Below are 12,398 nucleotides of genomic sequence, written 5' to 3'. Positions count from 1 at the left end.
AAAGCAGTGCCCGAAGCTTGGTCGAGCTTCGGGTTCAGCCTGCATCAACCGATATCAACAGACGTCAGGCGATCTTCCCGCCGAGCTCGTCCTCGATATACGCGCGGATGATTTCGTCGAAATTCTTCTCGGCGGCAAATCCCAATTCCCTCGCCCGCCTGGCCTCGAACCGCGTCGGCCAGCCTTTGACGATCGCCCAGACGGTCTCGTCGGGCTGCTCGCGGATCCGCTTCGCGACCTCGGCGCCGGCGATGCGCTGCAGCGCCTCGATCTGCTCGCCGACGGTGACGGCGACCCCCGGCATTGTGAGGTTGCGGCGCGGACCAACCTTGTCGCCGTCGATCTCGGCTGCGTGGATGAGGAAATTCACCGCCGAACGCGGGCTGGCATGGGTATGCAGCACCGATCGCGGCACCGGCAGGATCGCCTCCTGGCCGGCGAGCGGCTCGCGGATGATGCCGGAGAAGAAGCTCGACGCTGCCTTGTTCGGCTTGCCGGGGCGAACGCAGATCGTCGGCAGCCGGATGCCGATGCCGTCGAAGAAGCCGCGCCGCGTATGGTCGGCGAGCAGCGCTTCGCTCATCTGCTTCTGCGTGCCGTAGGAGGTGAGCGGCGTCGGATGGAATTCATCCGGGATGACGTCCGGAAACGGCGCGCCGAACACGGCGATCGACGAGGTAAAGACGAGGCGCGGCGCGAACGCCGCCAGCCGCACGGCGTCGAACAGGGTGCGCGTGCCGTCGAGATTGACGCGGTAGCCGAGGTCGAAATTAGCCTCCGCCTCGCCCGAGACGATGCCGGCCAGATGGAAGATCACATCCGGGCGTGGAGCCACGAGAGCGGACATGGCGCCGGGCGCGGAAAGATCGCCGGTGTGGATCGAGACATCGACGCCCGCGATCTCCGGCGCCGACGGCGCCACGATGTCATGTAGGTCGAGCGCCGCGATCTTGCGTCCGCGCAAGGCGCCGTCCCTGGCCAGCCGCGCGATAAGCTTGCGGCCGACCATGCCGGCCGCGCCCGTGATCAGAATTCTCATCTTCAGAGACCTTTCTTGCGCTGGCTGCGTCCGCGCAGCCACAGGACGACGAACAGCGCCACCATGAAGATGACGGCAATAACGGCTGCCAACACCGTCGACACCTTGCCCGCGGCCAGCATGATGACCGGCAGGAAATAGGCGGCGAGGCCGAACACGAGCAGTATCACGGCCGCGGCGGTCGCCGCGTTGCGGGTGTCACGATCCATCAGCTGGCGTTCTTCAGTTCGAGGCTGCTCGGGTTCATCATCACGCCGCGATCAGTGATAGTGCCGACGATCGCGCGGCGCATCATGCGCATGGTCGTGATCATGATGGTGGTCGTGCTCGTCATGGCTGTCCGCGCATTGGCCGAATTCGGGTTCGACAGTGGCATGCTCGATGCCATGCTCGGCCGCAAGCCGTTTCTTGATGGCGCTCACCGCGGCATGCGCATCGACGCCGTCATTCAGGCAAGCATGCAGCGTCGCCATGTTGCTGGTCCCGTCGAGCGACCAGACATGCATATGGTGCACCTCGCGCACGCCCTTGACCGCGCCTTCAATGTCCTTGGCGATCAGGTCGCGATCGAGGCTGGCCGGCACGCCTTCGAGCAGGACGTGGGCCGCCTGGCGCATCAGCGACCATGCCGTCGACAGAATGAGCAGCGACACCAGCACCGACAGGATCGGATCGATGGGCGTCCAGCCGGTTGCCAGGATGATGAGGGCTGCCGCGATTGCCGCGGCCGAGCCAAGCAGGTCGCCCAGCACATGCAGGATGGCGCCGCGCATGTTGAGGCTTTCCCGGTCGCCGCCATGCAGCACGAAGAAGGAGGCGATGTTGACCAGCAGGCCTGCCACCGCCACCACCAGCATCGGCCCGCCGAGCACCGGCGCCGGGTTCATCAGCCGCCCCCAGGCCTCGTAGACGATCCAGAGCGCGATGACGAAGATGGCGATGCCGTTGGTGTAGGCAACCAGCGTCTTCACCCGGGCGAAGCCATAGGTGAGACGGCGGGTGGCCGGACGGCCCGTCAGGTGGAAGGCATACCAGGCAAGACCGAGCGCGATGGCGTCGGCCAGCATGTGCCCGGCATCGGCGACCAGCGCCAGCGACCCGGTCAGCCACCCGCCCAGCGCCTCGGCGACCATGAAGCCCGCGGTCAGGAAAGTGGCGATCAGCACCCGTTTCTTGTCGGTCGAGCCTTGCACATGGCCGGCACCATGGCTGTGACCGGCCAACCCGTGATCGTGCGAGCCATGGTCATGCGCCATCGCTGAACTCCTGTCACGCGCCGAAATCAGCGCGGAAATCCTCGAGCCGCCGCCTCTGGCCGCCCTCTCCGTCGAAATTCGCCGGATCGAGCCAGCCCTCATAGGCTTTGCGCAAGGCCGGCCACTCCTTGTCGATGATCGAATACCATGCCGTGTCGCGGTTTTCACCCTTGACCACAAGGTGTTGTCGGAAGATGCCTTCGAACTTGAAGCCGAAGCGCTCGGCGGCGCGCTTCGATGGCTCGTTGCGGTTGTTGCACTTCCACTCGTAACGGCGGTAGCCGAGATCGTCGAAGAGATATTTCGCAAACAGGAACTGCGCCTCGGTCGCGGCCGGCTTGCGCGAGATCAGCGGGCCCCAATAGATGTTGCCGATCTCGCCGACGCCGTTTGCGGCGTCGATGCGCATCAGCGTCTGACGCCCGGCGATCTTGCCGCTCGCTCTGTCGATGACGGTGAAGAACAGCGGGTCCTCGCTCGCTTCGGCCTTGTCCAGCCAGGGCTGGAAGGCCGCGCGGGTCTCCGGCGGATAGTCCGGCAGCCAGGCGAAACGTCCGCCGGCATCCGAAACCGAGGACGCCTCATAGAGGCCATCGCCATGCCTTGCCGCGCTCAGCGGCTCGAGCCTGACCGTGCGTCCCTCGATCGGCCTTCGTTCCGGCCGCGGGCGCGGCTGCCAATTCTTCAGATCTTCCGACACGGCCGCTCCAATCCGTTTGACTTTTACCTGCGGACGGTCACAAAAACGCTCGCTCACAGAAAGAACCACAGGGACGGGAAAAATGCTCCACACGATCGCGGCTTTCGACCGTCTCGGCGAGGAAAATGCCTTCGCGGTGCTGGCGAGGGCCACCGCGCTTGCCCATCAGGGTCGCGATATCGTCAATCTCGGCATCGGCCAGCCCGACTTCAAGACGCCGCAGCACATCGTCGAGGCGGCGATCAAGGCGCTGCGCGACGGCCACCATGGCTACACGCCGGCAAACGGCCTCTTGGCCACCCGCGAAGCCGTCGTGCGCCGCACGCTGGCCACCACCGGCGTCGAGGTGTCGCCCGAGAATGTGATGATCCTGCCCGGCGGCAAGCCGACCATGTTCGCCGCGATCCTGATGTTCGGCGAGGCCGGCACCGAGATCCTCTATCCCGATCCCGGCTTTCCGATCTACCGCTCGATGATCGAGTTCACCGGCGCGACGCCGGTGCCGGTGCCGATCCGCGAGGAAAACGGCTTTGCCTTCTCTGCCGACGAGACGCTGGCGCTGATCACGCCCAGGACCAGGCTGCTGATCCTCAACTCGCCCGCCAATCCGACCGGCGGCGTCACCCCGCGGGCCGAGATCGAGAAGCTGGTCAAGGGCCTGGAGAAGCACCCTGGGGTCGCCATCATGTCCGACGAGATCTACGACGTCATGACCTATGACGGCGAGACCCACTGCTCGCTGCTCAATTTCCCCGCGATCCGCGACCGGCTGATCCTGCTCAACGGCTGGTCGAAGACCTGGGCGATGACCGGCTGGCGCATGGGCTGGTCAATCTGGCCGAACGGCGACAAGGGTGCGCATCTCTACGACAAGGTTCGCAAGCTGGCGGTGAACTGCTGGTCCTGCGTCAACGCGCCGAGCCAGTATGCCGGCATCGCCGCGATCGACGGTCCGCAGGACGATGTCGAGAAGATGATGCGCGCCTTCGACAATCGCAGGAAGATCGTGGTCGAAGGGCTGAACGCGCTGCCGGGCATTTCCTGCATCACGCCGAAGGGCGCCTTCTATGCCTTTCCCAATGTCTCGAAGACCGGCTGGAAGGCCAAGAAGCTTGCGTCGGCGCTGTTGGAAGACGCCGGCGTGGCGCTCATCGGCGGCCCCGATTTCGGCGTTCTCGGCGAAGGCTATATCCGGCTTTCCTATGCCAATTCGGAGGAGAACATCCTGCGCGCGCTGGAGCGGATCGAGGCGTTTTTGGCAAAGTGAGCTCGGTTCCCTCGGTCGGCGATGTTCCCCTCTGGTGAGTGGCCTCGCCCCGAGCCACCATTACTGCATCCTTGCGGCCGGCCGGAGTCCGCCGGCATGGTCTTTGCAAACATTGTCACCGCATCATGACCGGGCGCAGGCAGGTGTTTGATCCAGCGCAAGGTGCCGGACTGCCCCACGTCGTAAGATTACGCATGCAAACGTCAGGACAGATCCCATGCGTAAAAGCTTGATGAAATCGGCGGCCGCAATCAGCGGCGTCTTGGCCCTTGTCCCCGGGGCCGCATATGCACAGGCATTGGATGCCGACAGATATGCCTATGGTCCTGGGATGATGTGGTGGGGCGGAGGTTGGGCGATGATTTTCGGTCCGTTGTTCATGATCCTCTTTTTCGTCGTCCTTGTGGGTGCCGTCACCCGCTGGCAGTGGGGGCCGGGCGCGGTGTCACCCCATCAGACGTCGCCGGGTCGCACGCCTCTCGACATTCTCAAGGAGCGCTTTGCGCGCGGCGAGATCGACAAGAACGAGTTCGAGGAACGCCGCCGAGTGCTCGGCGACTAAAGCAATTCCAGGAAAGTGTGAGCGGTTAGGCTCGGCGCCGCCGGCTCACCCGCGCCCGACAAACGGCATCTTAGTCGCCATCACGGTCATGAACAGCACATTGGCGTCGAGCGGGAGGCTGGCCATGTGCAGCACCGCGTCGGCGACGCGCTGCACATCCATCACCGCCTCGGCGGCGATCGAGCCGTTGGCCTGCGGCACGCCCACCGTCATCGGCTGCGCCATCTCGGTCAGCGCATTGCCGATGTCGATCTGGCCGCAGGCGATGTCGAACGGCCGGCCGTCAAGCGCCAGCGTCTTGGTGAGCCCGGTGATCGCGTGCTTGGTCGCCGTATAGGGCGCTGAGCCCGGGCGCGGTGCATAGGCAGACACCGAGCCGTTGTTGATGATCCGGCCGCCCATCGGCTTCTGCCGGCGCATGGCGCCGAAGGCTGCGCGAGCGCACAGGAACGATCCCGTCAGGTTGACGCCGACGACGTCGTTCCAGACCTCGACCGGGATCTCGTCAATCAGTGTCGACTTGTAGCCCATGCCGGCATTGTTGAAGAGCAGGTCGACGCGGCCGAAGCCTTCGAGCACGGTCTCGAACATGTCGTCGACTTCCTCGGCCTTGCTGATGTCGCAGGCGACGGCCAATGCCTTGGCTTGCGTCTTGCCCGCATCGGCGATCGCCTCTTCCAGCAGCGTCTTGCGGCGGCCGCAGAACACCGTGTTCCAGCCTGCCTTGAGCAGCGCCGTCGCGACGCTCTTGCCGATGCCGGTGCCGGCGCCGGTAACGATGGCGGTCTTCTCTGCTATGGCTGTCATCGCCGTCCTCCGGTCATGGATGGAAAGACGTGGCATCGCAAATGGCAGGGATGATGGCAAGCCGCTGTTGGCAACAAAGAAAAGGCCAACAAAAAGGGCGGCCATTGGCGACCGCCCCGATCTGAACCGCGCTTGGGAGGAGGAAAAGCCGGTCCGACTGATTAGAATGATGCGCTTGCTGGGTTAACGGAAGATTAACGACCGGCAAGGCGTCCCCGAAGGACGTTTACCAAGCCGAATCACCACGGTGAATTGGGCGCCGTTCCGGCCGGCACCTTGGCCGCCGAAACCGTCGCCTCGACATGATCGACCAGGGCGTCCGGCAGGCCGAGGCGGCCGGCGAGCAGGTCGAGATAACCGCGCTCGGTGCGCGTGTCGGGATCGATGGTAAGCCGCGAGGCGGTGTAGAGCTCGAGCTTCTGCGCATCGGTCTTGGCGCCGGCGACCAGCGTGTCGAGATCGAGCGGGCTTTCGAGCTCGGCAAGCAGGAACTTTTCCGCTTCGGCGCCGATGCCCGCGAGCTTGAGCTTGTCGGCGATCTTCTTGCGCTCGTCATCATCGACATGGCCGTCGGCCTTCGCCGCCGAGATCATCGCCCTGACCAGCGTCAGCGTGAACTCGGCCTCGCCCTGCGGCGCCTGCGAGGGGTGGAAGGCCGTGTCGGCCGGCGGTGGTAACAGTTCCGGCTCGCCGGCGGCCGGCGCCGGCTCCTTGCCGGCCTTGTAGTTCTGATAAGCCTTGTAGGCGAGGCCTCCGATCGCAGCCAGGCCGCCGAGCTTGACGGCCGTTCCCGTCACCTGCCGGCCGGTGCCGGTGCCGAGCAGCACGGCTGCCAGCGCGCCGGCGGCGAGCGGATTGTCCTTCGCCATCTGCACCGCCTGCCCCGCCTTGTCGCGGACAGTCGAGCCGGTCCCGGGGATTTGCGAGCCGAGAAGGTCGTCGAGCAGCTTCTTGGGATCGAGCATCAATGCCTCCAGAATGGGCCCGGCCGAACGCGCCCGGGCAGGGTTTCGGACCGGCAAGAGGTAGGCCCCGTGCATCGACATTACAATGACGGGGGCAGCTTTTCGCTCGCAGAGCTGGCCGCTCTAATTGCCGATATGGCGCTTGCCGCCGCGCGCTTGCGCCAGCTCGACCTGGCGGTGGCGTTCGGCATAGCGCTCGCGATCCTCGTCGGAGCGCGCTTCAAAGCAATGCGGGCATGATACGCCGATTGTATATTTCGGCGACAGCCGGTCCTCGACCGTCAGCGGATGCCGGCAAGCCCGGCAGAGCTCCGCCTCCCCCTCGATCAGACCATGCGAGACGGAGACTCGTTCGTCGAACACGAAACATTCGCCTTGCCAGAGGCTCTCTTCGGCCGGCACGTCCTCCAGATATTTCAGGATGCCGCCCTTGAGATGGAAGACGTCTTTGAGGCCGAGCGACTTCACATAGGCCGTCGCCTTCTCGCAGCGAATGCCGCCGGTGCAGAACATCGCCACTTTGCGGCCTTCGAGCTCTCCACGATGCTGCTCGACCCAGGCGGGGAACTCGCGGAAGCTGGTGGTCTTGGGATCGACCGCGCCCTGGAAAGTGCCGAGCGAGACTTCGTAGGCGTTGCGCGTGTCGATAACGAGCGTGTCGGCATCCGATAACAGCGCGTTCCAGTCGGCCGGCGCGACGTAGGTGCCGGCGCTCGCCGCCGGATCGACGTCCTCGACGCCCATGGTGACGATCTCGCGCTTCAGCCGCACCTTCATGCGGTGGAACGGCATTTCGGCGGCGGCGCTGTATTTGATTTCGAGACCGGCAAGGCCTTCGACGGCTTGCAGATGGTCGATCAGCGCGGCAATCGCGTCCTCGCTGCCGGCAACGGTGCCGTTGATGCCTTCATGCGCCAGAAGCAGCGTGCCCTTGATGCCGCGGCCGCAGCAGAATGCGGCAAGCGGCGCGCGAAGGGCCTCGTATCCGTCGAGCCGCGCGAATTTATAGAGCGCGGCGACGCGGACTGGCTGAATTTCCATGGCTGTTGTCATGGTCATGCCACTAGACCGTGGTGAAAGCGGTTTCAAGGCGAAGGAGGCTCAAAGGCCGGCGGCGATCCGTTGCGCGGCATCGCGACACGCCTGCCTTCGTGGACTTGGCATATCCCTTCTGCTAATCGGTTTAAAATGATCGAGATGGAGACCAGCAAATGACCAGCAAGACCGAAAAGCTCCTGTCGCTTCTCAACGGTCAACCGGTCATCCCGGTGCTGAAGATCGCCAATGTCGCGGACGCGGTGCCGCTCGCCCGTGCCTTGTCGCGCGGTGGCCTGCCGGCGATCGAGATCACGCTGCGCACCGCCGACGCGCTTGAAGCGATCCGCCGTGTGGCCGCCGAGGTCGAGGATGCCTTGGTCGGCGCAGGCACCATTCTAGACGCGAAGCAGTTCGACGAAGCAGCCCGCGCTGGTTCGAAATTCATCGTCAGCCCCGGCATCACCGGCCAGCTTCTCGACGCGGCCAAGGACAGCCCCGTGCCGCTGCTGCCCGGCGCCATCACGCCCGGCGAGGTCATGACCGCGCGCGAGGCCGGCCTGCGCTTTCTGAAATTCTTCCCGGCCGAGCAGTCCGGCGGCATCGCTTCGCTGAAGGCTTTCGCCTCGCCGCTCGCCGACGTGAAATTCTGCCCGACCGGCGGCATCACCGCCAGGAATGCCGCCGACTATCTGAGCCTGCCCAACGTCATCTGCGTCGGCGGCTCCTGGGTCGCGCCCGACGATCTCATCAAGGCCGGCAAGTGGGACGAGATCGAAGCGCTGGCGCGTGAAGCGAGCAAGCTCAAGAAGTAATCTGCCGCTTTTACCAGGGCAAAGGGCCGTTCTCGTCGAAATAGCCGCCCGTCGGCCCGCCGGCCTCCAGTGTCGCCAGCCGCACGATGATCTCGGCCGCCTGTTGGACAGTGCGGTGCCCCCTGCCCCCGTTCAGGTCTGTCGCAGTGTAACCGGGAGCAGCGGCGTTGACCGCTATGCCGCGCGGCGAAAGTTCTCTGGCGAAGGCCACCGTGACGGCATTGAGCGCCGTCTTCGAGCTGCCATAACTCATGAGATTGGGCGACTGGCTGTCGCCGGACGCGCGCGCGATCGAGCCCATATAGCTGCTGACCATGACGACCCGGGCTGCGGGCGTTGCCAGGAGCAGCGGCAGAAACGCCTGCGTGACCCGAACCGGGCCGAAGACGTTGACGTCATAGGTGGCTTTCATGTCATCGACACTCTCGCGGCTCGGCGGCCGCTCATAGCGGCCGTCCGGGCCGAGCGCCTCGACATAGCCGGGTGCAATGCCTGCATTGTTGACCAGCACCTCCAAGGCAGGCGCCCGCGCCGCGACTGTCTTGACCGCGGCCGCCACGCTGTCGTTGCTGGTAACATCGAGCTCGAGCCATTCAACGTCCAGGCCTTCGCCGCGCAGCGCCTGCGCCGCTGCCTCGCCGCGCTCGGCGTCGCGAGCACCGAGCCAAACCTTGAATCCCATGGCGGCCAGCCGACGGGCGGTCTCAAGCCCCATACCTTTGTTGGCGCCGGTAACCAGCGCGTTCTTTTGCGTCGTCATTCCAGGTCTCCTTCTTGGCGACCTAGACATGGCATCAACCGACCTACTTCGCGCGCCGGATCCTCGCGTCCTCTTGCCTAATCCTCTCAGGTGCGCGTCTTCGCGTCACCAGGTGCCGCGTCACATGGTTGCGCGGCCTGCATGGATCGCACATGCTGCAACGATGAACGAAGCGCTGCACGAATTGATCGTGATCGCCGGCCGCCATGCGCGCGGACGGCGGACGAAGACCGCTATCCCGCGCGTAACGATCGGCTGCAGCGAAGTCCCGACGCCGCCGCTGCCCGAGCTCTGTCAGCCGACCACGCTCTTTGTCCTGCAGGGAACCAAAACGGTGCTGATCGGCGACCGCACGCTTGCCTACGGCGCCGGCAGCTATTTCGTCTACGCGGTCGAGACACCCGCCACCAGCCAGCTCATCGAGGCGAGCGTCGCGCAGCCTTACATGGCCGTCGCCTTGTCACTCAATACCGAGCTGATCGCCGGCCTGCTCATCGACCATAAGCCAGCGATCGACGGTGATAGCTTCGCGACCAATCAAGTCGACGACTTGCTGCTCGATGCGTGGCGCCGGATGCTGCGGTTGCTCGACAGGCCGGGCGAGATTCCTGTTCTGGCGCCGATGCTCGAACGCGAGATCGCGTTCCGGCTTTTGCAAGGCCCGCAGGGCGAAAAGCTGCGCCAGCTCGCGCGCGCCGACGGCCGCCTTTCGCAGATCCGCCGCGCCACGGCCTGGATCCGGGCGCATTACAACGAGCCGATCGATGTGACGCAACTGGCCGAGCTGTCGCATATGAGCAATGCCGCCTTTCATCGCCATTTCAAGGCGGCGACGGCGATGAGCCCGATCCAGTATCAGAAGCAGCTTCGTCTATTGGAGGCGCGCCATCTGCTGATCGCCCGACCGGGCAGCGCGGCGCATGTCGCCTTCACCGTCGGATACGAAAGCGCCTCCCAGTTCAGCCGCGAATATGCGCGTCAGTTTGGATTGCCGCCCGCGCGCGACGCCGCGCGACTTCTGGCCAAGGGCGAAGCGGCTGCGCTGGAAGTCGACTGAGCATAAAAACCCGGCCGGCTTGCACCGACCGGGAATAGGACTTGGATGCAATCAGTGGCCGCGTTGGGTCTGGCGGGATCGCTATTTCGTCTGGAAGCGCGCGACCGAGAGGAACTTCACCGCGTTGCCCGTGAACCGGCTTGCGTCCGGCACCCCGCCATCCGCCTGGAAGCCGGCCGTATACACTTCGCTCGGCGGCGTATGCACGATGTTGTAGGCATAGCGCGGCGCTGTCGTCGGGTCGGATACCGCGGCAATGTTGACGCCGCTGCCCAACGCCCAGCGCGCGGCTTGCGGCGGCGTCGCCACCACCATGGCCTTGGGCCCGGGCTTCAGATCGTGGGCAGACGCCCTGGCTTCCTTGGCCGTCGTCTTCACGCCGGCGCCAATTGCCTGCGCCGGATCGGCCCCGGCCGGGAGCGCGGCAATGGCCTGGCGAGGCGAGGCCGCATCGACGCCCGACGGATCGTTGAACGCGGAGCGCGGCTCCGGCTCGGTCAGCGACGCAAGCTGGTATTCGGCGCCGCCGACGCCATCGGCCCCGACGGTGGCATTGGCCTGTTCGAGAACGGCTTTGACCTCGTCCTGCTTGCCGGGCTGCGGCCGGGCGGTCGGCAGCACGGAAAACGCGTCGGTCGCGCTCTTGTCCTGCGAAGCGGTTTCGGCCAGCGCCAGAAGCACGTTTTTGTCCTTCGGCGCCAGGTCGGTCGCCATCGAGCGGTCGGGACGCCAGGTCGGCAGCGGGATGTTGTTGACCGCTACTTGCGCCGGGTCGGCGCTCGCGGCCTCGGCGGCACTGGCCGTGCCGAACGGAACCTTGCCGGGCACGGGCGCCTGCGCCGTCGAAACCGCCTGCTCAGTCGTCGCCGAGGCATCCGCCATGGCGAACGGCACGTTCTGCGGCGTCTGCTGGCCGACATCGACCTTCGGACGCGGCGCGAAGTCGGGCAGCGGGATTTCCTTGGGCGGCAGGGCGGCGATGATCGTCTCCGGCGTATCCTGCTGCGGCTGCTGCTGCTCGTCGGCGCTGTCATCCGCGATCTGCGGGATGCTGGCGCGCTTGGCATCCTTCGGCGCGACGATCGCGATGCCCGGAGGATTGCTGTCGCGTGCCGTGGCGGCGCTCGCGACCTGAACCTGCTTCACGGCTTTCCGCTGCGGCGCCGGGGCACTTTCGTCGGCGGCGTCGTCGGCCTCGTCGGCACCGCCGCCGAACAAGGCCGCGAGCAGGCCGCCGGAGCGCTTGGTCGAGCCGCCGGCGCTGGCCAGTTCGATGTTCGGGGTGCCGGCTCCCTTGCGGGCCTGGTACGCTGCCACCGCTTGCTCATAGCCGGGCAGCGGGCGTCCGTCGCTCGGCACATGCAGCGTCTTGCCGTTGGGGAACAGGCTGACCAGTTCCTGGCGGCTGATGCCCGGCCAATGGCGCACGTTGCCGACATCCATATGCACGAAGGGCGAACCGGAAGTCGGGTAATAGCCAACGCCGCCGCCCTGCATCTTAAGGCCGATGTTGCGCAGTTTCTTCAACGGCACGCCGGGGATGTAGAAATCCATCGCCTTGCCCAGCATGTGCTGGCTCTTCTCGGCGACGCCGCGGCTGCGCGAGCGCAACAGCGCGTTGGTCGACGGCGAGCGATAGCCGCAGACGACCTGGATATAGTCGGTCGCGCCGCTTTCGCGATAGGCTTCCCAGACGAGGTCGAGCAGCCGCGGGTCCATTTTGGTCGGCTCGTTGCGGCGCCAGTCGCGCAGGATGATGTTGATCTTGCGCAGGCCTTCGGGATCGTAGCGGCCATTGCGCTTGTAGACGATCTCGGCCTTCTCGTGGGTGTGCAGGTGATAAAGCTTGAGCGTACGAACCTCGGCCCGGGCGCCTGATGTCGCCGCGGACAGAAAACCGACGGCCAAAATCACGAACGTCAGCCACCTCGGCCAGACGCTCATGTGAAAATGCCGCCCGTTTTTATGTCGTTCGACTTCGTTCAAATCAAATGGCCTTGCAGGCTGCCGTTTGTCCCCGGATTTGACCAAACGGATGCGTCGTTTTCACATCCGAATATCGATCCTAATGGTTAATCATCGTTTATTGAAGCCGAAATGCGGTAACACCGTGGCGATATCCCGTCAAAAATGAT

Annotated in this window: 13 protein-coding genes; 4 read left to right on the top strand and 9 right to left on the bottom strand. The window is 65.2% G+C overall.

Annotated elements, in window-relative coordinates; all coding sequences use genetic code 11:
- Positions 1 to 64: 64 nt before the first annotated feature.
- Genes denD through FJ419_RS06630 form a run of 4 tightly spaced genes read right to left on the bottom strand, consistent with a single transcriptional unit; the run spans position 65 to position 2,995 of the window.
- Positions 65 to 1,039, bottom strand: coding sequence for a D-erythronate dehydrogenase (denD, locus tag FJ419_RS06645; RefSeq protein ID WP_140688709.1), 975 nt, complete (start codon positions 1,037 to 1,039; stop codon positions 65 to 67).
- Between the two features lie 2 nt (positions 1,040 to 1,041).
- Positions 1,042 to 1,248 (bottom strand): hypothetical protein, encoded by a 207-nt coding sequence (locus FJ419_RS06640; protein ID WP_140688707.1) that lies wholly within the window; start codon positions 1,246 to 1,248, stop codon positions 1,042 to 1,044.
- Between the two features lie 51 nt (positions 1,249 to 1,299).
- A complete protein-coding gene (locus FJ419_RS06635) occupies positions 1,300 to 2,295 on the bottom strand; it encodes a cation diffusion facilitator family transporter (protein WP_140688705.1) in 996 nt (331 codons plus the stop codon).
- A 13-nt stretch (positions 2,296 to 2,308) separates the two neighbouring features.
- A complete protein-coding gene (locus FJ419_RS06630) occupies positions 2,309 to 2,995 on the bottom strand; it encodes a GNAT family protein (RefSeq protein ID WP_140688703.1) in 687 nt (228 codons plus the stop codon).
- A gap of 82 nt (positions 2,996 to 3,077) precedes the next feature.
- Between FJ419_RS06630 and FJ419_RS06625 the strand changes: the two genes are divergently transcribed.
- Together FJ419_RS06625 and FJ419_RS06620 are read left to right on the top strand one after the other, a co-directional pair.
- A complete protein-coding gene (locus FJ419_RS06625) occupies positions 3,078 to 4,262 on the top strand; it encodes a pyridoxal phosphate-dependent aminotransferase (protein WP_140688701.1) in 1,185 nt (394 codons plus the stop codon).
- A gap of 217 nt (positions 4,263 to 4,479) precedes the next feature.
- Complete coding sequence (locus tag FJ419_RS06620) at positions 4,480 to 4,824, top strand: SHOCT domain-containing protein (protein ID WP_210241649.1); 345 nt, start codon at positions 4,480 to 4,482, stop codon at positions 4,822 to 4,824.
- Between the two features lie 45 nt (positions 4,825 to 4,869).
- Here the strand turns inward: FJ419_RS06620 and FJ419_RS06615 are convergent, their stop codons facing one another.
- The 3 genes from FJ419_RS06615 to FJ419_RS06605 form a co-directional block, all read right to left on the bottom strand.
- Entirely contained in the window at positions 4,870 to 5,631 is a 762-nt protein-coding gene (locus FJ419_RS06615; protein ID WP_140688699.1) for an SDR family oxidoreductase, read from the bottom strand.
- A gap of 239 nt (positions 5,632 to 5,870) precedes the next feature.
- A complete protein-coding gene (locus FJ419_RS06610) occupies positions 5,871 to 6,596 on the bottom strand; it encodes a tellurite resistance TerB family protein (RefSeq protein ID WP_140688697.1) in 726 nt (241 codons plus the stop codon).
- Between the two features lie 123 nt (positions 6,597 to 6,719).
- Positions 6,720 to 7,637 carry a rhodanese-related sulfurtransferase gene (locus FJ419_RS06605; RefSeq protein WP_140688695.1) on the bottom strand — a complete coding sequence of 306 codons (918 nt, stop codon included), beginning with the start codon at positions 7,635 to 7,637 and terminating at the stop codon, positions 6,720 to 6,722.
- Between the two features lie 170 nt (positions 7,638 to 7,807).
- On the opposite strand from FJ419_RS06605, the gene FJ419_RS06600 reads away from it, so the two are divergent.
- The gene (locus FJ419_RS06600; RefSeq protein ID WP_140688693.1) at positions 7,808 to 8,446 is read left to right on the top strand and encodes a 2-dehydro-3-deoxy-phosphogluconate aldolase; all 639 of its coding nucleotides are present in this window, start codon (positions 7,808 to 7,810) and stop codon (positions 8,444 to 8,446) included.
- Between the two features lie 10 nt (positions 8,447 to 8,456).
- Here the strand turns inward: FJ419_RS06600 and FJ419_RS06595 are convergent, their stop codons facing one another.
- Positions 8,457 to 9,206, bottom strand: coding sequence for an SDR family oxidoreductase (locus FJ419_RS06595; protein ID WP_140688691.1), 750 nt, complete (start codon positions 9,204 to 9,206; stop codon positions 8,457 to 8,459).
- 163 nt (positions 9,207 to 9,369) lie between these two features.
- Here FJ419_RS06595 and FJ419_RS06590 point away from each other — a divergent pair, with 163 nt between their 5' ends.
- A complete protein-coding gene (locus FJ419_RS06590) occupies positions 9,370 to 10,263 on the top strand; it encodes an AraC family transcriptional regulator (RefSeq protein WP_140688689.1) in 894 nt (297 codons plus the stop codon).
- An 81-nt stretch (positions 10,264 to 10,344) separates the two neighbouring features.
- Here the strand turns inward: FJ419_RS06590 and FJ419_RS06585 are convergent, their stop codons facing one another.
- Positions 10,345 to 12,207, bottom strand: a complete 1,863-nt coding sequence (locus FJ419_RS06585; RefSeq protein WP_140688687.1) for a DUF882 domain-containing protein — start codon at positions 12,205 to 12,207, stop codon at positions 10,345 to 10,347.
- Between the last annotated feature and the right edge of the window lie 191 nt (positions 12,208 to 12,398).

Source organism: Mesorhizobium sp. B2-6-2 (genome assembly GCF_006440615.1).
Lineage (GTDB): Bacteria > Pseudomonadota > Alphaproteobacteria > Rhizobiales > Rhizobiaceae > Mesorhizobium.
This window is presented reverse-complemented; position numbering and strand designations above follow the sequence as displayed.